A 21,390-nucleotide genomic window follows, 5' to 3' on the forward strand; every position below is an offset into this window, starting at 1 on the left:
TTAAGCCTGTCTCGCTTGCGGCTTGCGCCGCACGTAAAGGGTTTTGTCGACCCGCGCCACCAGGGTGCCGGAGCCGTCATGAATCTGTACCTTGAGCTGCGGTAAATACTTGTCGCCGCTGGCGGTGTGCTGGCGAATCTCGTCCAGCAACGCTTGGTCGATGGAAAATTCGGCGAACACCGGGCCTTTGCCCGGCGAGATAAAGTCGATAGCGGCAGCCTTGTCCCAGACAATGTAGTCGCGCCCCAGATTCTCCATCAGCATCAGCATGTAGAACGGGTCGACCATCGAATACAGGCTGCCGCCAAACTGCGTACCGACGTAATTACGGTTGTACCAGCCCAGGCCCATGCGCACCTTGACCTCGCGGAAATCGCTGCCGATGTGCAACACACGAACCCCGGCCCCGAGGTACGGCGGGTACAGGGTCATGATCCAGCGCAACAGCCGCGCCTTGCCCAGGCGTTGGGTCAGCCACTCACGCATCGGGACGAGTGCCCAGGCCCATGGCCTGGCGCGCGAACCAGCGCTTGGCCGGCGGCAGCAAGTCGAGGCCCAGCAAGCCCATGTTGCGGCCCAGCGCGACCAACGGTTGCGCACTGCCAAACAGGCGGGTGACTTGGTCGGAAAAGCCGACGGTGAGTTTCTGGTCCATGCGCTGACGCTCGCGGTACGCCTGCAGTGTCGCCAGGTCGCCCGGGATCTCAGGCCCGGCCAGCAGCGCCTCGGCCAACGCGTAGGCATCCCGCAGGGACAGGTTGAACCCCTGACCGGCAATCGGGTGCAGGCTGTGGGCAGCATTACCGAGCACCGCCAGATGGGAGCGCACTTGTTCTTCCGCCTCCACGAGGGTCAACGGGTACAAGTGACGCGCACCGACCTGCTTGAGGGTGCCCAGGCGGTAGCCGAACACGCCCTGCAACTCACTGAGGAAGCTGCGCTCGTCCAGCTCGGCCAGGCGCTTGGCGTCCATGCCGATGCGGGTCCAGACCAGCGCGCAACGGTTGTCCGGCAACGGCAGCAAGGCCATCGGCCCTTCGTCGGTGAACCGCTCGAACGCCTCGCCGTTGTGGGCTTCGCTTGGGGTGATGTTGGCGATCAGCGCGCTCTGGTTGTACGGCCGCTTTTTAACGCCGATGCCCAGTTGTTCGCGCAAGCCGGAGCGGCCGCCATCGGCCAGCACCGCGAGGTCGCACTCCAGCACGGTTTCGTCATTGAGGGTCAGGCGATAGCCATCGGCAAGCGGCTCCATGCGGGTGACTTCCGCCGGGCAACGCCAGCTGACGACTTCCTTGTCCAGGCCTTGCCACAGGCATTGGCCCAGCCAGGCGTTTTCCACCACGTAGCCGAGGGCGGGCACGCCTTCTTCCATCGCCGACAGGCGCGCAGTGGAGAAGCGGCCACGGTCCGACACATGAATCTGCTTGATCGGCTCGGCGCGACGGGAAATGTCCTGCCAGACACCCAACCGTTGATAAATCTGCCGCGCGCCAAAGGACAGCGCTGAAGAACGCGCGTCATAGCTCGGCTGGTAACTGTCGCCAGGCGCAAACGGCTCGATCAGCACGATCTTCCAGCCGCGGGCCTTGGCGCCGGCCTGCAACGCCAACGCGAGGCTGGCGCCCACCAGGCCGCCGCCGATAATCGCCAGATTGACCCGGCTCATCGGGCACCCGCCATCAGCGCTTCGATCTCGGCGACGGACTTGGGCACGCCACCGGTCAGAATTTCACAGCCTTGCTTGGTCACCACTACGTCGTCCTCGATGCGTACGCCAATGCCACGCCATTTCTTCGCCACGTTCTGGTTGTCGGACGAGATGTAAATGCCCGGCTCCACCGTCAGCGCCATGCCGACTTCCAGCACCCGCCACTCGCCGCCAACCTTGTATTCGCCTACATCGTGCACATCCATCCCCAGCCAGTGGCCGGCGCGGTGCATGTAGAAGGCTTTATAGGCTTCGCTGGCAATCAACTCGTCGACGTCACCCTGCAACAATCCCAGCTTCACCAGCCCGGCAGTGATCACTTGCACCGTCGCCTCGTGGGCCTGGTTCCAATGCTTGTTCGGGGCGATTTCGGCAAAGGCAGCTTCCTGGGAAGCCAGCACGATTTCGTAAATCGCCTTTTGCTCAGCCGAAAACTTGCCACTCACCGGCCAGGTGCGGGTGATGTCGCTGGCGTAGCAGTCAATCTCGCAACCGGCATCGATAAGCACCAGGTCGCCGTCCTTGAGCACCGCGTCATTCTGCTGGTAATGCAGGATGCAGCTGTTGCGCCCCGAGGCGACGATGGAACCATAGGCCGGCATCTTCGCCCCGCCTTTGCGAAACTCGTAGTCGAGCTCCGCCTCAAGGCTGAACTCATACAAACCGGCGCGGCTGGCCTGCATTGCCCGCACATGGGCCGCACAGGAAATCCGTGCCGCCTCGCGCATCACCTTCACTTCTGCCGCCGATTTATACAGGCGCATGTCGTGAAGCAGATGATCCAGGGCAACAAATTCATTCGGCGGCTGGGCGCCGAGGTGCGCTTTAGAGCGGATCACGTTGATCCACTCCATCAGGTGCCGGTCGAATTCGGCATTGCTGCCCATGGCTGAGTACACCCGGTCGCGGCCTTCGATCAGGCCGGGCAGGATGTCGTCGATATCGGTAATCGGGAAAGCATCATCGGCGCCAAAATCGCGGATCGCGCCTTCAGTGCCCGCTCGCAGGCCGTCCCACAGTTCACGCTCGGCATTGCGCTCGCGGCAGAACAACACGTACTCGCCATGCTGGCGGCCGGGCATCAGCACGATCACCGCTTCCGGTTCGGGGAAGCCGCTCAGGTACTGGAAGTCGCTGTCCTGGCGGTAGACGTGCTCGACGTCACGGTTGCGGATGGCCACCGCAGCCGCCGGCAGGATGGCGATGCTGTTGGGTTCCATCTGCGCCATGAGCGCCTTGCGGCGCCGGGTGTATTCCGCTTTGGGGATATGGATCATGGGCAGATGGGCTTCCTTTCTTAGTGCAGCGACGGCTTGGGTGCAGCGGGCTCAGCCGATTTACGGGTCTCGGTGAACAGCAGCAGCGGCGCGACGCGCAGGTATTCCATGACTTCCATGTAGTCGCTTTCACCGTCTTCGGACTCTTCCAGGGCGTCTTGCACCTGGGAGATGGCGGCCAGGTCTTGCAGCACTTCCTGGGCATCGGTGCTCAGGTCCAGGCCGCCGGCGTTCACGCCGAACCCGTGGAGGAAGCCTTGGCACCATTGGCCCAGCGCGGCGGCGCGCTCGGTGAGCGGCGCGTCATCGGTCGGCAGCAGCAACACGACGGTGACGTCATCACCGGTCAGCTCGCCTTTGACCATCTCTTGCAAGCCGATAAGGGCGTTGCGCACGTTTTCGGTGGGCTCGGTTTCCAGCAGTTCGGCGACGTCGGCCAGCCAGTTGTCGGCATCAAAGCCGACACCGGTGCAACTGCGACCCAGCAGCACGCCGTGCAACTCGGCAGGCGAACAAGGATGACCGCTGGCGCTCAGCAGTTTGGAAAAAGCATCGTACGGGGAATTCTGAATGGGCATGGTGAGCTAGGCGCCAGGCGGCGCAATGTCTAGAATGAAGCGCTGTATCCTAGCATCGGCAGACGTACCAAGACTATCGAGGGCGTCAGATCGTTTATCCAGCAGTTGCCATTCATCAGACAAATCCAGTGGAACCCAATGGAAGACACCGACCTGCAAGCGCTGATGGCCAGACTCGAGCTGCTAATTAACCGGGTCGAGCAACTTAAGAGCCAAAACGGACTCCTATTAGCTCAGGAAAAGACCTGGCGCGAGGAACGCGCTCACCTCATTGAAAAAAACGAAATCGCCCGGCGTAAGGTCGAATCGATGATTTCGCGCCTGAAGGCCCTGGAGCAAGACTCATGAGTTCAAGCAATAGCGTCACCGTGCAGATTCTCGACAAAGAATATTCGATCATCTGCCCACAGGAAGAACGCAGCAACCTGGTGAGCGCTGCCCGCTACCTGGACGGCAAGATGCGTGAAATCCGCAGCAGCGGCAAAGTCATCGGCGCCGATCGCATCGCGGTGATGGCCGCCCTGAACATTACCCACGATTTGCTGCATAAGCAGGAACGGCCTGACGTGCAGGCCAGCGGCTCGACGCGCGAGCAGGTGCGCGACCTGCTGGAGCGGGTCGATCTGGTACTTTCTACCGATCCAGAGCCACCCAAGGGCTGATTGCAGCGTCGGTTTCGGGTATACTCGCCCCACTCCCTGGCGTGCTTGCCAGTCGGCGATGTCCCTGAGCCGATTCGCACTACCCTGGAAGTTACACGTTGGGCTGGTGTGCATGTCCGCTAGACGGAAAGCCTTAAAGCCTACTGTTTCTTCCACCTTGAACTTTCGGGTTCAAGGGCTAAGTCGACAGCGGTTCTGTCGGGGAGCCTGATTCCCAAATCCAATGCCAGTCCTAGGACTGGCATTGTTTTATGAGCCGAAAACCATGACCGAACCTGCGCCGCTTTCTCGCCCGCAACTTCGACGCATGCTGCGCAAAGCCCGCCGCGCCCTGACGCCCAGCGAGCAACGCCAGGCCGCCCTGGGCCTGTATCGGCAACTGGCACAGCACCCGCTGTTTCGCCGGGCCAAACACATCTCCTTGTATCTACCGACGGACGGTGAAATCGATCCGCGCCTGCTGCTGCGCGCTGCACAGCGCCGGGGCAAGGCGACGTACCTGCCGGTGCTCAGCGCGTGGCCGCGAACCAAGATGGTGTTCCAACGGGTACGGCCCGGCGAGAAGCTAATCCCCAACCGATTTCGCATCCTCGAGCCACAGGTGAATGTCAGCCGGCAACGCAAGGTCTGGGCGCTGGACCTGGTACTGCTGCCGCTGGTGGGATTCGATGACGTGGGGGGACGGCTGGGCATGGGCGGCGGTTTCTATGACCGCAGCCTGGCCTACATGGCCCGCCGGAAATCCTGGCGCAAGCCGACGCTATTGGGCCTGGCCCATGAATGCCAGAAGGTCGAACGATTGGCGCAGGCAAGCTGGGATGTACCGCTTGAGGGCACAGTCACCGATAAGGATTGGTATATAGCAGAGACGCTACTGGAATCAGCAGCGCCTTGAAGACGGGTCAGCGCTTGAACGGTTGCGGCTGTTGCTGTGCGAGTTCAATCGGTGCGTCAGTCTTGTTCGACCACAAGCTCTGCGCATAGCCGGTGGTCACGACACCAAGGCCAAACAAAATAACCAATATCCATAGTAAATCCGGTTTGCGTTTCATCGATTGCCCCCCTTCAGGCATCTTGCACACGATGACAGCAACGTTCCATAAGTAGTCCGTGCCAGCTGCGTCAAGCTCAAAACCCCGGCATTCTGCGTTAACGTGAACCAACACGCAAACCTTGACGCCAACCGACCGTCGGTTTGTCATAAAATTGCCGGACAACTTTCCCAATCGACTTTTGAGGAGCGAAAACATGGCCTATTGGCTGATGAAATCCGAGCCCGATGAACTGTCCATCAAGGGCCTGGAAAAGCTCGGCAAAGCCCGTTGGGACGGGGTGCGCAACTATCAGGCGCGTAACTTCCTGCGCGCGATGGCAGTGGGTGACCAGTTCTTCTTTTATCACTCCAGCTGCCCGGAGCCGGGGATTGCCGGCATCGGTAAAATCCTCGAGGCGGCGTACCCGGACCCGACCGCACTGGAGCCTGAGAGCCATTACTTTGACGCCAAGGCCAGCCCTGAAAAAAACCCGTGGAGCGCGATCAACGTCGCCCACGTCGAGACCTTCCCGAAGGTCCTGGGGCTGGGCTATCTGAAACAGCAAACCGCCCTCGCCGAACTGCCCCTGGTGCAAAAAGGCAGTCGTCTTTCGGTGATGCCGGTCACCGCCGAGCAGTGGGCCGCCGTACTCGGCCTGCGCTGAACAGCAGAACCCTGCGGTCACGCCCATGGCGCATGCATCTGCGCGTCAACCGGGTTAGGCTGGCGCTTCATTTGACCCGCATCAAGGGCCTTCGGGCAGGATCGGTCAAACTAGGACGCTAACGCCGCAGGATGCACCCATGTCGACGAATCACCGCACCTCTCATCTTTTCGCCATTCCATTGATTGTCTTGCTGCTGGCCGCCGGCGGCTTTGGCTACTGGAAATCCACTCAGGACCGCCTGCCCGAAGGCTTGAGCATGGGCAATGGCCGGCTGGAATCGACTGAAGTGCAGATCGCCGCCAAGATCCCCGGGCGCCTCGCCGAAGTGCGGGTGGACGAAGGCGACAAGGTGCTCAAGGGCCAACTGCTGGCACGCATGGACACCCGCACCCTGGAAGCCCAACGCGCCCAGGCCGAAGCCGAAGTGCTGCGGGCCAGGGAAAATTTCGCCGCCGCCCAAGCCAATGTGCAACTGCGCCAGAGCGAACAACTGCTGGCCAGCCAGGAACTCAGGCGCACCCAGGAACTGTACAAGCGCGGCTTCGCCAGCGGCCAGTTGATCGACCAGCAACAGGCGCGGCAAAACACCGGCAACGCTGCCGTGGTCGCCGCCCAAGCCCAGGTCAACTCGGTAAAGGCCGCCATTGGCGCCGCCCAGGCCCAGGTCGCCCAGCTCACCAGCGAAATCGAAGACAGCAGCCTGCGGGCGCCCATCGACGGCATCATCCAGCTACGCCTGGCCGAACCCGGCGAAGTGCTCGGTGCCGGTGGCCGCGTGTTACTGCTGATCGACCCCAACGACCAATACATGAACCTGTATCTGCCCGCTTCGGTAACCGGCGCGTTGACCGTCGGCAGTGAGGCGCGGATTGTCCTCGACGCCCTGCCGAAGCAACCGCTGCCGGCGAAAATCAGTTTTGTCGCGGCCAAGTCGCAGTTCACCCCCAAGGAAGTGGAAACCCGCGACGAGCGCCAGAAGCTGGTGTTCCGGGTCAAACTGCGGCTGACCCAACCGAGCGCCGTGCCCCAAGCCAAACCGGGCATGCCCGGTGCCGGTTACGTGCGCACCGCTGACCTGGACTGGCCGGCCAACCTGCAATGAGCGGCCTGGCGCTGCACGCCACAGGCATCAACCACCGCTACGGCAAGCAGCAGGCGCTGATCGACATCGCCTTCAGCCTGCCCGCCGGCACCCGCTGCGGTCTGATCGGCCCGGACGGCGCCGGCAAGTCGAGTTTGCTGGGCTTGATTGCCGGGGTTAAAAAGCTTCAGCAAGGTCAACTGGAGGTGCTCGGCGGCTCCATCGAAGACCGCCGCCATCGCAACAGCCTGTACCCGCGCATCGCCTTCATGCCCCAAGGCCTGGGCGGTAACCTGTACCCCGAGCTGTCCATCAGCGAGAACATCCGCTTCTTCGCCACACTGTTCGGCCTGTCGAAAGCCGATTGCGACCAGCGCATGCACAACCTGCTGCTGGCCACCGACCTCGCGCGCTTCGCCGAGCGCCCCGCCGGCAAACTCTCCGGCGGCATGAAACAGAAACTCGGCCTGTGCTGCGCACTGATCCACGACCCGGATTTGTTGATCCTCGACGAACCCACCACCGGCGTCGACCCCCTGTCCCGTCGGCGCTTCTGGGAACTGGTGGAAACCGTACGCAGTGAACGCCCGCAACTGACACTGCTGGTGGCCACGGCCTACATGGAAGAAGCCGAGCAGTTCGAACACTGCCTGATGCTCGACCGCGGCAAGCTGATCGCCGACGGCCTGAGCAGCGAACTCGCCGCCGCAACGCCCAGCGGCAAACTGGACGAAGCCTTCACCCATTTCCAGGGCGACAGCGCCCATAACAACGAACCGTTGGTGATTCCGCCACGGGAAAGCGATAGCACCGACATCGCCATCGAAGCCCACGACCTGACCCTGCGCTTCGGCGATTTCACGGCGGTGGACAAGGTCAGCTTCGCCATTGGCCGGGGCGAGATCTTTGGCTTCCTCGGCTCCAACGGCTGCGGCAAGACCACCACCATGAAAGTCCTCACCGGCCTGATGCCGGCCACCGAGGGTACCGCGACCCTGCTCGGCAACCCGGTCAACGCCAAGGACCTGGCCACCCGCAAGCGCGTGGGTTTCATGTCGCAAAGCTTCTCGCTGTACGGCGAGCTCAGCGTGCGCCAGAACCTGGTGTTGCATGCGCAGTTGTTCGACCTGCCGAAGGCTGAAAGCGGCCAGCGCATTGATGAGTTGATCAAGCGTTTTGACCTGGGGGACGTTGCCGAACAGCCTTCCGGCGAATTGCCCCTGGGTTTGCGCCAGCGCTTGTCCCTGGCGGTGGCGGTGCTGCACCGCCCGGAAGTGCTGATCCTCGATGAGCCGACCTCCGGCGTCGACCCGGCCGCGCGGGATGATTTCTGGCGGTTGCTGATCGAGCTGTCCCGGGAACAGGGCGTGACGATCTTCCTGTCCACGCACTTCATGAACGAGGCCCAGCGCTGCGACCGGATCTCGCTGATGCACGCGGGCAAGGTACTGGCCTGCGACACGCCGGACGCGCTGCAACAGCAATTCCATGGCGAGACCCTGGAAGCAGCGTTCGTCACCTGCCTGGAACAGGCCCAAGGCGCGCCCGAAGCGGCCACCGCGCCCACCGGAACCGTCAGCGAACCCATGACGCCGCCCGTCAGCAAGCGCGGGTTCAGCGTCGCCCGCCTGTTGGCCGTCGCCAGCCGCGAAGGCAAGGAGCTGCTGCGGGACAAAGTGCGCATGGCCTTCGCCCTGCTGGGCGCGATTTTCATGATGGTGATCTTCGGCTACGGCATTTCCCTGGACGTGGAAAAGCTCGCCTTCGCTGTCTACGACCAGGATCAAACGCCGCAAAGCCGCGCCTACCTGGAAGCCTTTCGCAGTTCGCGTTATTTCGCCGAACAGCCGCCGATCACCGATTCCAGCGAGCTGCACAAACGTCTGCAACGCTCGGAAATCAAACTGGCGCTGGAGATTCCGCCGGGTTTCGGCCGTGACCTCTACGCCGGTCGCCAACCCGCCGTGGCCGCCTGGCTCGATGGCGGCATGCCGTTCCGTGCGGAAACCAGCCGCAATTATGTCGAGGCCGTGCACCAAGCCAATCTCCAACAACTGGCCGAACTGAACAGCACGCCACTGAATCAGCAAGCCGCCGCCAAGCTGGAAACCCGCTTTCGCTACAACCAGGACGTGGTCAGCGTGAACGCCATCGGCCCGGGCGTGATGGCGCTGATCCTCGCCTTCATCCCGGCGATGCTCACGGCCCTGGGGATCGTGCGCGAAAAGGAACTGGGCTCGATCACCAACTTCTACGCCACGCCGCTGACCCGCCTGGAATTCCTGCTGGGCAAGCAGGCGCCGTATCTGGCCGTGAGCCTGGTCAACCTGGGGTTGCTGGTGGCGATGAACCGCTGGCTGTTCGGCGTGCCGTTCAAGGGCAGCGGTGTGACCCTGGCCTTCGGCGGCCTGTTGTATGTGCTGGCCACCACCAGCATGGGCCTGCTGATTTCCGCGTTCACCCGCACCCAGATCGCGGCGATCCTCGGCACCATGATCATCACCAGCCTGCCTACCATCCAGTTCTCCGGGCTGATCGTGCCGCGCTCGTCCCTGGAAGGCGCCGCCGCGTTGATGGGCATGCTGTTCCCGGCGGGCTACTTCCTCGACATTGCGGTGGGCACCTTTACCAAGGCCCTCGACCTGCGCCAGTTGTGGCCGCAGTGCCTGGCGCTGTTCGGGTTCTTCCTGGGGTTCACCGGGCTTAGCCTGATCATGCTCAAGAAGCAGGAGGCCTGATGCACAAGTTCGCCCATATCCTGCGCCTCGGCATCAAGGAACTGACCAGCCTGCGCCACGACAGCGTGTTGCTGCTGTTCCTGTTCTACGCCTTCACCGTCGCCATCTATATGCCCGCCGCCGGTTCGGTGATCGGCGTGCACAACGCCAGCGTGGCCTTTGTGGATGAAGACCACAGCGCGCTGTCCCGGCAACTGGCCGAAGCCCTGCAACCGCCGGAGTTCCAGGCGGCGGTACCATTGCCCTATGACCAGTTGGACAAGGTGATGGACAGCGGCCAGTACACCTTCGTGATCAACGTGCCGGCGAACTTCCAGGCCGACCTGTTGGCCGGGCGCCAGCCGGGGGTGCAGGTCAACGTCGATGCCACGGCCATGAGCCAGGCATTCATGGGCGCCGGGTATATCGGGCGGATTTTCCAGCGAGAACTGCTGACCTATGCCGGCCAGGCTGATGCCGCCCAAAAGGCCCCTGCACTGCTGACCACCCGGGCGCTGTTCAACACCAACCTGGAAGGCGGCTGGTTTCTCGCCGTAATCCAGATCGTCAACAACATCACCATTCTCGCCATCGTGCTGACCGGCACCGCGCTGCTGCGTGAGCGGGAACACGGCACCCTCGACCATCTGCTGGTGCTGCCACTGACGGCGCTGGAAATCATGCTGGCGAAAATCTGGAGCAACATGCTGGTGGTGGTGCTGTGCACCTGGCTGTCGCTGGAAGTGGTGGTGAAAGGTCTGCTCGGTGTGCCGCTGGCCGGGTCGCTGACTTTGTTTTTGCTGGTGACGGCGTTGTACCTGTTTGCCAGCACCGCCTTGGGCATTTTCCTCGCCACCCTCGCCCGCTCAACGCCGCAGTTCGGCCTGCTGGCGATCCCGGTGATTATCCCGATGCTGCTGTTGTCCGGCGGCAGCACGCCTCTGGACAGCATGCCGCAGTGGTTGCAGTGGGTGATGCAGGGCTCGCCGTCGACGCACTTTGTGAGCCTGAGTGCCGCGATTCTGTTCCGGGATGCAGGCGTGAGCGTGGTGTGGCCGGACTTGCTGGCGCTGGCGGGGATCGGGTTGTTGTTCTTTGCGGTGGCGTTGGCGCGGTTCAGGAAGAGCCTGGCTTCCTGAGGTGCCTGTCAGGGCCTCTTCGCGAGCAAGCCCGCTCCCACATTCAACCGCATTCTCATGTTAGAACTCGGTCAAGTGTGGGAGCGGGCTTGCTCGCGAAGGGCGCGAAGCGACCGGCTTACTGGATGATCAGGTTGTTGAACAACAGATCCTCAACCTGCGGCTTGCCGGTCTCGTCGTTCATTACTTGCTGGGTCTGCTTCAGGGCTTCCTGGCGCAGCTTTTCCTTGCCGTCGACGCTGCTCATAGCGTCGCTGGTTTGCTGAGTAAACAGCGCCACCAACTGGTTGCGAATCAACGCATCGTTGGCTTTGACGGCGGCCGCCGCCTCGGGGCCGGTGACACGCAGGGCGATATCCGCCTTGAATACCTTCAGCTTCGCGGTGCCATCCAGGCCGTAGTTACCGACAAACGGCGGGGTCAGGCTGATATAGCTGACCTTCGGCGCTTCGCCTTCTTTGGCTTCTTCGGCCAGGGCTGCCGTCGGCAGTGTCAGGGCCAGCATCAACAGGATCCACGCTTTCACAGTTCATTCCTCAATTCGGTTGCCCAGTAGCATAACGCTAGCAGCCCTGAGCACAAGCTTATGGCGACTTATCAGGCCGGGGCATGCTCGTTGACCCGTCGCCCTGCCCACCTACACTTATCGGCCAACACGCCAAAAGGAATAGTCCGATGAAAGCTGTGCTGTGCAAAGCCTTCGGCCCCGCCGAAACCCTGGTGCTGGAAGACGTCGAAAGCCCGGCGATCAAGAAGAACGAAATCCTGTTGGACGTGCATGCCGCCGGGGTCAATTTCCCGGACACCCTGATCATCGAGGGCAAGTACCAATTCAAGCCACCTTTCCCGTTTTCGCCGGGCGGTGAAGCGGCAGGCGTGATCAGCCAAGTCGGTGAGAACGTCAGCCACCTGAACGTCGGTGACCGCGTGATGGCGTTGACCGGCTGGGGCAGCTTCGCTGAGCAGGTCGCGGTGCCGGGCTACAACGTGCTGCCGATCCCGCCGAGCATGGACTTCAACACCGCCGCTGCGTTCAGCATGACCTACGGCACATCGATGCACGCCCTGAAGCAACGGGCCAACCTGCAACCCGGGGAAACCTTGCTGGTGCTCGGTGCTTCCGGCGGTGTCGGCCTGGCCGCAGTGGAGATCGGCAAGGCCATGGGCGCCCGGGTGATCGCCGCAGCCAGCAGCGCCGACAAGCTGGCGGTGGCCAAGGCGGCGGGTGCCGATGAGTTGATCAACTACAGCGAAGCCAGCCTCAAGGACGAAATCAAACGCCTGACCGGCGGCAACGGCGTGGATGTGATCTACGACCCGGTGGGCGGCGACCTGTTTGACCAGGCCATTCGCGGCATCGCCTGGAATGGCCGGCTGCTGGTGGTGGGCTTTGCCAGCGGGCGCATTCCGGAGTTGCCGGTGAACCTGGCGCTGCTCAAGGGCGCGGCGGTGGTCGGGGTGTTCTGGGGCTCGTTTGCCCAGCGCCAGCCGCAGGACAATGCCGCCAACTTCCAGCAACTGTTCGGCTGGTTTGCCGAAGGCAAGCTGAAGCCGTTGGTGTCCCAGGTGTACCCGCTGGAGCAGGCCGCGCAGGCGATTAATGACCTGGGCCAGCGCAAGGCTGTCGGCAAGGTCGTGGTGCAGCTACGCTGACGATTGTTTCATTTTGTCCGCGAGGTGCCTGGGCCCATGATCGGCCGAGGCACTCATTGATTGGCAGGAAGAAAAATGGTCACACGGCTGCGCGCACTGTTTCTGGGAGTCTTGATGGTGGTGTCGGCCCAAGCCCTCGCCCATAAAGAAGACAAGGATGTACGTGGGCTGAGCAATGTGACGGTGCTGATCGTGCGCCACGCGGAAAAACCCGATGAAGGCCCGTTGCTAAGCCCCAAAGGTGAACAAAGGGCGGCAGCCTATGCCAGCTATTTCGACCCGCTGCTGTTGAACGGCATCTCCGTGGTGCCCCAGCGGCTGATCGCTACCAGCGACAGCAAGGACAGCTCCCGCCCTCGCCTGACCCTCACACCGCTGGCCCAGCGCCTGCAGCTCCCGCTTGAAACACCCTACTCCGACGATCAAGTCGGCAAGCTGGTGAAGTCCCTGCGCAAGTCCAACCAAGCCCAGACCGTATTGATCGCCTGGCACCACGGGCATATCGACAAGCTGATCGAAGCCTTTGGCGGTGACGGCCCGGCGCTCACCGGCATGAAGAAATGGCCGGAAAATGTGTATGACTGGCTGATCGTGTTGCGCTTCGACGAACAAGGCCAACTGGTGGAGTCCCGCAGCCAGAAAGTCCAGGAACACCTGCTTCCGGGCGATATCGCTGCCGCCAACGGCAACTGAACCGAATCACTGTCTGTGGCGAGGGAGCTTGCTCCCGCTGGGTCGCGAAGCGGCCCCTAAAGATGGGCCTGCTGCGCAGTCCAGCGGGAGCAAGCTCCCTCGCCACACGTTCGTGATACCCCGCCTGAAAACGCCCCTCACTTGCCTCCAAGCGACATGTTCGTAAAAGAACATGCAATTGCACTCAATTCCTATGCCCGCAGATAAGAGGCGGTGCTATTTTCGGTAACGAAACTGTAACATTCGCATCCGCAGTCAAAACAAGAAATTTGGAGCTCTTGAATGTTTGCTTTCTTCCGCCCTGCCGCACACCAGGCGCCCCTGCCTGAAGAAAAAATAGACAGCACGTATCGACGCCTGCGCTGGCAGATCTTCGCCGGTATTTTCTTCGGTTACGCCGGGTACTACCTGCTGCGCAAGAACTTCTCCCTGGCCATGCCGTACCTGATCGACGAGGGTTACACCCGCGGCCAGCTGGGCCTGGCGATGTCGGCGATTGCAATTGCCTACGGCCTGTCCAAGTTCCTCATGGGCCTGGTGTCCGACCGCTCCAACCCGCGCTACTTCCTGCCCTTCGGCCTGCTGGTGTCCGCCGGGGTGATGTTCATTTTCGGTTTCGCACCTTGGGCCACGTCCAGCGTGACCATGATGTTCATTCTGCTGTTCATCAACGGCTGGGCCCAGGGCATGGGTTGGCCGCCAAGTGGGCGCACCATGGTGCACTGGTGGTCGCAGAAGGAACGCGGCGGCGTGGTTTCCGTATGGAACGTGGCGCATAACGTCGGCGGCGGCTTGATCGGCCCGCTGTTCCTGCTGGGCATGGCCTGGTTCAACGACTGGCACGCGGCGTTCTACGTCCCGGCCACCGTGGCCCTGCTGGTGGCGGCATTTGCCTTCATCACCATGCGCGACACCCCGCAATCGGTGGGCCTGCCGCCAATCGAGCAGTACAAGAACGATTACCCGGAAGGCTACGACGCCAGCCACGAAGACGAATTCAGCGCCAAGGAAATCTTCGTCAAGTACGTGCTGCGCAACAAAATGCTGTGGTACATCGCCTTCGCCAACGTCTTCGTCTACCTGCTGCGCTACGGCGTGCTGGACTGGGCACCGACGTACCTCAAGGAAGCCAAGCACTTCGACGTGGATAAAACCTCGTGGGCGTACTTCTTCTACGAGTGGGCAGGCATTCCGGGCACGCTGCTCTGCGGCTGGATGTCGGACAAGATCTTCCGTGGCAACCGTGGCCTGACGGGCATTGTGTTCATGGGCTTGGTCACGGTCGCGACCCTGGTTTACTGGCTCAACCCGCCGGGCAACCCGATGATCGACATGATCGCGCTGTTCTCCATCGGCTTCCTGATCTACGGCCCGGTGATGCTGATCGGCCTGCAGGCGCTGGAACTGGCGCCGAAGAAAGCCGCCGGCACTGCCGCGGGCTTTACGGGCCTGTTCGGTTACCTGGGTGGTTCAGTGGCAGCGAGTGCGGCCATGGGCTACACCGTTGACCATTTCGGTTGGGACGGTGGTTTCGTGCTGCTGATCGGCGCGTGCCTGCTGGCAATCGCGTTCCTGATCCCCACCTTGTGGCACACCAATAGCGTCAGTGCTGCGCGTTAATCGTCGGCACAGCCTTTGGAACACCGCTTGAGCCGCGCCTCCAGATTCTTGTCTGGCATGGCGTGGCTACGCAGGGCGTTGACGGTCTGCTCGACATAATCGCGAGTGGTACCGTAACGCCCGCAAGCGCTTTGCAACACGTGATTCAGCACGATGTCGGGCAAGTTACCGGCATAGCTGGGCAGGTGCCGCTCAAGGACAAATCCCAATGCCTGCACCTGACTGCCATCTTCCAGACGACAGCTGAGCCAGTGTGGCCGGTAGGACGGGTAAGGCATCTCGCGCTGCCACAGGGCATAAAGCGAGGCCTCCAGTTGATCTTCCGGCAAGCGGTAGGCAAACCCGCTGCACGAACCACCGCGATCCAGGCCAAACACCAACCCCGGTGTTTCCGGCGTGCCCCGGTGCTCATGGGACCACAAGTACAAGCCGCGGTGATAACCGTGGACCCGTGCCCGCATCCGTTGGGTCGACGAACATTCAGGCCGCCAGATCAGCGAGCCATAAGCGAATAGCCAGACCGGCCCCCCCTTATGCAGAGCCATGGTGGCTTGCATCGAGCTCATCAACTGTTCGTGAGTGAGTTGCGGCCCCAGATCGAGCCGCGGAGGGTAAGCCAATTGCAAAAGATCAGATTCAATGGCGGTCATGGCAAATCGCTTAGGTCTCCTTTGTTGTTACGAGAAGCTGTTACCAGTTGTAAGCAACTTTACCGTAATAGAACGCGCCGCTGTAACCGTACGGCGAAAAAGTGCTATAGGCCAAATTGCCACCACTGCTGGCGTAGGCATTGAGTTTTTCCGGGTACTTGTCGGTGACGTTGTCGCCGCCGACGGTGAAGGTCCAGTTTTTCAGCGTGTAGTCGGCTGACAGGTCCAACAGCCAGGCGGCCTTGAAGCTCTGGTCGTTGGTCGGGTCGGCCTGGTAGCTGGTGAATGAACCATAGCGCACCAAGTTGCTGTGCAACGCCCAGTGACCGAAGCTCAGGTCATTGCCCAGGCTCAACTTGTGCTGGGGCGTGGTGTCGCCCAGCAGGCCGATGCGCTCGCGACGGTCCACCCGAACCAGGCTCGCCCCCAGGCTATTCAGTACAGCCGGGTTGGCTTTTACGTCGGTGACCTTGGTGTGGTTGTAGTTGTAGCCCACGGTGCTGTTCCAGCGCACCCCGTTATCCAGCTGGTAGCGATAGTTGGCCACCAGGTCGACGCCATTGGTGGTGGTGTCGGTGGCGTTGGTGAAGTAGCGCACGGTGGTGTAGTTGATGTTGCCGACGCCATTGGCCTGCAGATACGCGAGCGCGGCAGGGTTCTTGCTCAGGTCCAGGTTGGAAGACAAGCTGATGCGGTCGCTGATGTCGATACGGTAGACGTCGGCGGTCACGGTCAGGTTGTCGGTCGGCTCCAGTACCAGGCCGAGGCTGTAGTTGCGGGACTTCTCGGCTTTCAGGTCCTGCGCACCGAGCAGGCGCGCCACCTGGCTGTTGGCCGGGAACGTACCGGCTTCCTGGATGGTGTTGCCGATCAGTTGCGACGAGGTGTAGGCGAAGTTTTGCTGCGCCAGGGACGGCGCGCGGAAACCGTTGGAAACACTGCCGCGCAACGCCACTTGCGGGGTGAAGTCGTAGCGGGCCGAGAGCGAGCCGCTGACGTTGGAGCCAAAATCACTGTAGTCCTCGTGACGCACGGCGGCGGAGGCACTGAGTTTTTCGGTGAAGTTGGTTTCCAGGTCCAGGTACTGGGCCCAGTTGTGGCGCGTGCTGGTGCCGGCGTCGGAATCACGGAAGCCACCCAGGCCCGAACTGCCGGTCTGGTAGTAGGACGCCGGGTCACCCGCCTTGATCTGGTAACCCTGGTCCAGGTACTCGCCACCGAACGCCACCGACACCGGATACGGCAACCAGCCCAGGCTGAATTCCCGCGACAGGTCCAGGCTGAGTTGCTTCTGGTCATTGACCAGGGTGCCGTTGTCGAACTTGCGCGGCGTCGCCAGGCCCAGCGAAGTGTTGATGGTTTCGGTACCGATCTGGTACTGGTTCTTGCCGTAGTTGACCGACACATCGTAGTGCCAGTCATAGGCCAACAGGCCGCGCAGACCGACCGCCAGGGACGTGTCTTCCACGTCGCCGCGAATCAGCGGCAGGTAACCGTTGGGGTTGAGCGCAGGAATATTGTTGCTCGCGTTGCTGGCCCGGTAGAACGCCGCCGTCTCGCCGCGGGTCTTGCTGTAGCCGCCGAACGCGTAGAATTCAGCCGCTTCGTTGAAGGAATAGGCCGAGTTGAGAAACAGCTTGCCCTGGTCGGTAGCGGGTTCGCCCTGGCGGAATACCCGCTGGCCGTAGGTCGTCGACCCGACGCTGCCCGGACGGAAATCCTTGCCGGCGCGGTTGGTGTAATCGTTGTCGGCACCTTCTGCAGAGAGGTTGATAAAGCCGTTATCCCCCAGCGCCACACCGGTGTTGCCGCTGAGGTTGCGCTGGATACCGTCGCCCTTCTTGTACTCACCGAACTTGCTGGTGATCGAGCCGCCGTGGTCGTCATGCTTGAGGATCACGTTGATCACCCCGGCAATCGCATCGGAGCCGTAGCGGGCCGACGCGCCGTCACGCAGCACTTCGATGTGGTCCACCGCCGACAACGGGATGGCATTCAAATCCGCCGGCGCCGAGCCACGCCCAACCGCACCGCCGAGATTGACGAAGGCGCTGGTGTGGCGGCGCTTGCCATTGACCAGCACCAATACCTGGTCCGGCGAAAGGCCGCGCAGCTGGGCCGGGCGTACCAGTTCGGCGCCGTCTACCAGGCTGGGGCGTGGAAAGTTGATGGACGGAATCAAACGGGCAAGTACCGCGCCCAATTCATCCGAGCCGGTGCTGCGCAAGGTGTCGCCGGAAATCACATCGATGGGTGACAGTGAAGCACTGGCGGTGCGCTCTTGGGCGCGGGTGCCGGTCACGATGACTGTATCGAGTTTGGGTACATCGGCAGTGGCCGTTTCGGCGGCTGCCACTGAACTGAATCCCACCGCGGTCAGCAAATTAGCCGACAAAATCGCCGTGTACAGCAGGTGCTGCTTGTTGCTCCCCATACCGCTCCCCTTGGAATCAAAAGCCAGAACGTCAATGCTCTGAGCTCATACGATCGATCCGTGTGGCGGACGGTGGCGGTCATTTGTTGGTTATTGGCAAAAAGTCGGTAGTCCGTTGTCATATAGCCTAATGATATTTACGTAACAAATTAAATACCTTTAAAGAATAAGCGAATGCATAAGCCCGGGCCGCTCCGCTCATCAGGATTGGCCGCCTCAATCCCTGTAGTTTCAGCGCAGGTTCAGCCTGGAGGCACGCTGAGCCTTCAAACTAGGCGCCTGTCACGACCCACTTAGCCGCCAACCGAACCGACTATCGAGGTCACACCATGAAATACCGACTTCCCAGCCTGTTGTTCCTGGCACAGGCCACCACCGCCCTGGCGGTGGAAGCGCCGCCCCAGGACGAAAAAGGCTTCTGGTACGCCCAGACGAGCGTCTACACCCGGCATTTTTCGCCGGACAAGGACCACAACAACAATCAGGACCTGATCGGCCTGGAGCGCAATGAAGCGTCAGGCCTGGTGTATGGCGGGGCGACGTTTCGCAACTCGTTCAGCCAGCGTTCGTACTACGCCTATGCCGGCAAACGCTACGACATGACCGATTACCCGGTGTACTTGAAGCTGACGGGCGGCTTGATCCAGGGCTATCGCGGCAAGTACCGCGACAAGATTCCACTGAATGGACTGGGAGTGGCGCCGGTAATCATCCCGTCCGTGGGTACTCACTACGGGCCGGTCGCCGCCGAGTTGGTGTTACTGGGGTTCAATGCGGCGATGGTGACGACAGGCGTTCGTTTCTGATTGAGCCGCTGAAGGGCTGCTGTGGCGAGGGAGCTTGCTCCCGCTGGGTCGCGAAGCGGCCCCTGAAGTTCTTGCGGTCTTTGAGATAGAACCCAGCGACTGTTTTGGGGCTGCTGCGCAGCCCAGCGGGAGCAAGCTCCCTCGCCACACGTTACGGGCGGGGTGCGTAGGCAAACACATCGGCACGCATCTGGTGTGCATCCATGCCGGCTTCGACCAGCGCATCCAGGGTGCCGTAGATCATCGCCGGTGAACCGCTGGCGTAGACGTGCACGGCCTTGAGGTCGCTGATGTCTTCGCACACCGCTTCATGCAGCAACCCGCAGCGCCCTTCCCACCCGCACAGGTCGCTGACCACTTTGTGCAGGAACAGGTTGGGCAGTTGCAGCCACTGGTCCCAGTGCTCGATGTCGTAGAAGTCTTCCGGTCGACGTACACCCCAATACAGGTGCACCGGGTGCTTGAAACCACTGGCGCGGCAATGCTCGATCAGGCTGTGCATCTGGGCCATGCCGGTACCGGCGGCGATCAGCACCAGCGGCCCGTCGGGCAGTTCGGCCAGGTGGGTGTCGCCAAACGGCATCTCGATGCGGGCCATCTGGTTACGCTGCAACTGCTCCAGCAGGCTGCGGGCACTGTCTTCCCGGGCCAGTACGTGCAGTTCCAGCTCGCGCCCGGCATGGGGTGCGGAGGCCAGGGAGAACGCCGACTTCTCGCCGTTTTCCCGTTCGATCATCAGGTATTGCCCGGCGTGGTAGCGCACGGCCTTGCCGGCCGGAGCCCGCAGGCGCACGCGCCACACGTCACCGCCCACTTCAACGCACTCACTCAGTTGGCAAGACAATTTGCGCACCGGCAATTCTCCCGGCGCCAGCACGCCATCCCACAACACAATGCAATCTTCCAGCGGTTCGGCAATGCAGGTATAGAACTCGCCATGGTCACGCACCTCACCGGCTTGCTGCACCCGGCCTTCTACCAGCAGCGCTGCACATACGTGGCACACACCATTGCGGCACGCCTGGGGGCAATCGTAGCCCAGGCGGCGCGCGCCCTCGAGAATCCGCTCGCCAGGCGTCAGTTCAAGTACCGCACCGGAAGGCTGCAGGGTTACACGCATCAATCTATTCCTAATTCTTTCCAGAGCGCATCCACACGGGCAGTGACCGCTTCGTCCTTGACGATCACGCGGCCCCATTCGCGGGTGGTTTCACCCGGCCATTTATGGGTGGCATCCAGGCCCATTTTCGAGCCGAGGCCCGATACCGGCGAGGCAAAGTCGAGGTAGTCGATCGGCGTGTTATCGATCATCACCGTGTCGCGCTTGGGGTCCATGCGCGTGGTGATGGCCCAGATCACGTCGTTCCAGTCCCGGGCGTTGATGTCGTCGTCGGTGACAATAACGAACTTGGTGTACATGAACTGTCGCAAAAACGACCACACACCCAGCATTACCCGCTTGGCGTGGCCCGGGTACGACTTCTTCATCGTCACGATGGCCATGCGGTACGAGCAACCTTCGGGCGGCAGGTAGAAGTCGGTGATTTCCGGAAACTGCTTTTGCAGGATCGGCACAAACACTTCGTTCAATGCCACGCCGAGGATCGCCGGCTCATCGGGCGGCCGGCCGGTGTAGGTGCTGTGGTAGATCGGCTTGATCCGGTGGGTGATGCGCTCGACAGTGAACACCGGGAAGCTGTCGACTTCGTTGTAGTAGCCAGTGTGGTCGCCGTAGGGGCCTTCATCAGCCATCTCGCCGGGATGAATCACCCCTTCAAGGATGATTTCAGCGGTGGCCGGCACTTGCAGGTCATTGCCGCGGCACTTCACCAACTCGGTGCGGTTACCGCGCAACAGGCCGGCGAAAGCGTACTCGGACAGGCTGTCGGGCACCGGCGTAACGGCGCCGAGGATGGTCGCCGGGTCAGCGCCCAGGGCCACGGAAACAGGGAATGGCTTGCCGGGATGCTTTTCGCACCACTCACGGAAATCCAGGGCGCCGCCACGGTGGCTCAGCCAGCGCATGATGACCTTGTTGCGGCCAATCACTTGCTGACGGTAGATGCCGAGGTTCTGGCGGTCTTTGTTCGGGCCCTTGGTGACGGTCAGGCCCCAGGTGATCAGCGGGCCTACGTCGCCTGGCCAGCAGGTCTGAACGGGGAGCATGCCGAGGTCGACGTCATCGCCTTCGATGACCACTTCCTGGCAGACCGCGTCCTTCACGACCTTGGGGGCCATGGCAATGATCTTGCGGAAGATGGGCAGTTTCGACCAGGCGTCCTTCAGCCCCTTGGGCGGCTCGGGTTCCTTGAGGAAGGCCAGCAGCTTGCCGATCTCGCGCAGTTCGCTGACGGACTCGGCGCCCATGCCGAACGCAACGCGGTCGGGGGTGCCGAACAAGTTGCCGAGCACCGGGATATCAAAGCCCACCGGGTTTTCGAACAGCAGCGCCGGGCCCTTGTTACGCAAGGTGCGGTCGCAAATCTCAGTCATCTCCAGGACCGGGGAAATCGGCACCTGGATACGTTTCAACTCTCCGCGCTGCTCAAGTTGCTGCACGAAATCCCGAAGATCCTTGAATTTCATTAACCATGCCACCCGTAAAATAGGCGTACATCCTACCTGCTCTTACGGTCGCTGGCAGCTTATTGAGCAGCATTGCCGACGACAC

Annotated in this window: 21 protein-coding genes and 1 other RNA gene; 12 read left to right on the forward strand and 10 right to left on the reverse strand. The window is 61.8% G+C overall.

Translation table 11 applies throughout. The annotated features are described in order from the left end of the window. From LIY45_RS04670 to LIY45_RS04685, 4 genes are read right to left on the reverse strand one after another with little or no spacing between them, the layout of a single operon-like run. On the reverse strand, positions 1-486 hold the full coding sequence (locus LIY45_RS04670; RefSeq protein ID WP_226475514.1) for a DUF4442 domain-containing protein: 486 nt from the start codon (positions 484-486) through the stop codon (positions 1-3). Beyond that, on the reverse strand, positions 479-1,666 hold the full coding sequence (gene ubiH, locus LIY45_RS04675) for a 2-octaprenyl-6-methoxyphenyl hydroxylase (RefSeq protein ID WP_226475515.1): 1,188 nt from the start codon (positions 1,664-1,666) through the stop codon (positions 479-481). Before ubiH ends, LIY45_RS04670 begins: the two co-directional genes overlap by 8 nt. Then, positions 1,663-2,985 carry a Xaa-Pro aminopeptidase gene (gene pepP / locus LIY45_RS04680; RefSeq protein ID WP_226475516.1) on the reverse strand — a complete coding sequence of 441 codons (1,323 nt, stop codon included), beginning with the start codon at positions 2,983-2,985 and terminating at the stop codon, positions 1,663-1,665. Before pepP ends, ubiH begins: the two co-directional genes overlap by 4 nt. A 20-nt stretch (positions 2,986-3,005) precedes the next feature. Next, positions 3,006-3,563, reverse strand: coding sequence for a YecA family protein (locus LIY45_RS04685; protein ID WP_226475517.1), 558 nt, complete (start codon positions 3,561-3,563; stop codon positions 3,006-3,008). Between the two features lie 138 nt (positions 3,564-3,701). Between LIY45_RS04685 and LIY45_RS04690 the strand changes: the two genes are divergently transcribed. From LIY45_RS04690 to LIY45_RS04705, 4 genes are all read left to right on the forward strand, one after another. Next, the gene (locus LIY45_RS04690) at positions 3,702-3,911 is read left to right on the forward strand and encodes a TIGR02449 family protein (protein ID WP_003213954.1); all 210 of its coding nucleotides are present in this window, start codon (positions 3,702-3,704) and stop codon (positions 3,909-3,911) included. Continuing rightward, the gene (locus LIY45_RS04695; RefSeq protein ID WP_003213956.1) at positions 3,908-4,225 is read left to right on the forward strand and encodes a cell division protein ZapA; all 318 of its coding nucleotides are present in this window, start codon (positions 3,908-3,910) and stop codon (positions 4,223-4,225) included. Before LIY45_RS04690 ends, LIY45_RS04695 begins: the two co-directional genes overlap by 4 nt. 30 nt (positions 4,226-4,255) lie before the next feature. After that, positions 4,256-4,434, forward strand: a non-coding RNA gene (gene ssrS / locus LIY45_RS04700) — 6S RNA. A gap of 56 nt (positions 4,435-4,490) precedes the next feature. Then, a complete protein-coding gene (locus LIY45_RS04705; protein WP_226475518.1) occupies positions 4,491-5,120 on the forward strand; it encodes a 5-formyltetrahydrofolate cyclo-ligase in 630 nt (209 codons plus the stop codon). A gap of 7 nt (positions 5,121-5,127) precedes the next feature. On the opposite strand, the gene LIY45_RS04710 is transcribed toward LIY45_RS04705, so the two are convergent. Further along, positions 5,128-5,277 carry a hypothetical protein gene (locus LIY45_RS04710; RefSeq protein WP_003213959.1) on the reverse strand — a complete coding sequence of 50 codons (150 nt, stop codon included), beginning with the start codon at positions 5,275-5,277 and terminating at the stop codon, positions 5,128-5,130. A gap of 196 nt (positions 5,278-5,473) precedes the next feature. Here LIY45_RS04710 and LIY45_RS04715 point away from each other — a divergent pair, with 196 nt between their 5' ends. The 4 genes from LIY45_RS04715 to LIY45_RS04730 all read left to right on the forward strand — a co-directional run bounded on the left by LIY45_RS04715 (position 5,474) and on the right by LIY45_RS04730 (position 10,863). Continuing rightward, the gene (locus LIY45_RS04715) at positions 5,474-5,923 is read left to right on the forward strand and encodes an EVE domain-containing protein (RefSeq protein WP_226475519.1); all 450 of its coding nucleotides are present in this window, start codon (positions 5,474-5,476) and stop codon (positions 5,921-5,923) included. Positions 5,924-6,062: 139 nt separating this feature from the next. Next, on the forward strand, positions 6,063-7,028 hold the full coding sequence (locus tag LIY45_RS04720) for an HlyD family efflux transporter periplasmic adaptor subunit (RefSeq protein WP_226475520.1): 966 nt from the start codon (positions 6,063-6,065) through the stop codon (positions 7,026-7,028). Continuing rightward, positions 7,025-9,745: a ribosome-associated ATPase/putative transporter RbbA gene (gene rbbA, locus LIY45_RS04725; protein WP_226475521.1), complete on the forward strand. Its 2,721-nt coding sequence runs from the start codon at positions 7,025-7,027 to the stop codon at positions 9,743-9,745. Before LIY45_RS04720 ends, rbbA begins: the two co-directional genes overlap by 4 nt. Beyond that, positions 9,745-10,863: an ABC transporter permease gene (locus LIY45_RS04730; RefSeq protein ID WP_226475522.1), complete on the forward strand. Its 1,119-nt coding sequence runs from the start codon at positions 9,745-9,747 to the stop codon at positions 10,861-10,863. Before rbbA ends, LIY45_RS04730 begins: the two co-directional genes overlap by 1 nt. 118 nt (positions 10,864-10,981) lie before the next feature. Here LIY45_RS04730 and LIY45_RS04735 read toward each other — a convergent pair whose 3' ends face one another. Further along, on the reverse strand, positions 10,982-11,389 hold the full coding sequence (locus tag LIY45_RS04735) for a flagellar basal body-associated protein FliL (protein WP_226475523.1): 408 nt from the start codon (positions 11,387-11,389) through the stop codon (positions 10,982-10,984). A 149-nt stretch (positions 11,390-11,538) separates the two neighbouring features. Between LIY45_RS04735 and LIY45_RS04740 the strand changes: the two genes are divergently transcribed. The 3 genes from LIY45_RS04740 to glpT all read left to right on the forward strand — a co-directional run bounded on the left by LIY45_RS04740 (position 11,539) and on the right by glpT (position 14,829). Next, entirely contained in the window at positions 11,539-12,516 is a 978-nt protein-coding gene (locus LIY45_RS04740) for an NADPH:quinone oxidoreductase family protein (RefSeq protein WP_226475524.1), read from the forward strand. 75 nt (positions 12,517-12,591) lie between these two features. Beyond that, positions 12,592-13,209 (forward strand): flagellar basal body-associated protein FliL, encoded by a 618-nt coding sequence (locus LIY45_RS04745; protein WP_226475525.1) that lies wholly within the window; start codon positions 12,592-12,594, stop codon positions 13,207-13,209. Between the two features lie 282 nt (positions 13,210-13,491). Continuing rightward, entirely contained in the window at positions 13,492-14,829 is a 1,338-nt protein-coding gene (glpT, locus tag LIY45_RS04750) for a glycerol-3-phosphate transporter (protein ID WP_003213972.1), read from the forward strand. Here glpT and LIY45_RS04755 read toward each other — a convergent pair. Then, entirely contained in the window at positions 14,826-15,479 is a 654-nt protein-coding gene (locus LIY45_RS04755; RefSeq protein ID WP_017476622.1) for a gamma-glutamylcyclotransferase, read from the reverse strand. The genes glpT and LIY45_RS04755 overlap by 4 nt on opposite strands. Before the next feature lie 40 nt (positions 15,480-15,519). Next, positions 15,520-17,913: a TonB-dependent receptor gene (locus LIY45_RS04760; protein WP_226475526.1), complete on the reverse strand. Its 2,394-nt coding sequence runs from the start codon at positions 17,911-17,913 to the stop codon at positions 15,520-15,522. A gap of 329 nt (positions 17,914-18,242) precedes the next feature. Between LIY45_RS04760 and LIY45_RS04765 the strand changes: the two genes are divergently transcribed. Then, entirely contained in the window at positions 18,243-18,719 is a 477-nt protein-coding gene (locus tag LIY45_RS04765; RefSeq protein ID WP_226475527.1) for a sn-glycerol-3-phosphate transporter, read from the forward strand. A gap of 151 nt (positions 18,720-18,870) precedes the next feature. Here the strand turns inward: LIY45_RS04765 and LIY45_RS04770 are convergent, their stop codons facing one another. Together LIY45_RS04770 and ubiD are read right to left on the reverse strand one after the other, a co-directional pair. Beyond that, complete coding sequence (locus tag LIY45_RS04770) at positions 18,871-19,839, reverse strand: CDP-6-deoxy-delta-3,4-glucoseen reductase (RefSeq protein WP_003213981.1); 969 nt, start codon at positions 19,837-19,839, stop codon at positions 18,871-18,873. Then, entirely contained in the window at positions 19,839-21,305 is a 1,467-nt protein-coding gene (ubiD, locus tag LIY45_RS04775; RefSeq protein ID WP_017476626.1) for a 4-hydroxy-3-polyprenylbenzoate decarboxylase, read from the reverse strand. Before ubiD ends, LIY45_RS04770 begins: the two co-directional genes overlap by 1 nt. Positions 21,306-21,390 lie beyond the last annotated feature (85 nt).

This window comes from Pseudomonas sp. MWU16-30323 (assembly GCF_020515595.1).
GTDB lineage: Bacteria > Pseudomonadota > Gammaproteobacteria > Pseudomonadales > Pseudomonadaceae > Aquipseudomonas > Aquipseudomonas yamanorum.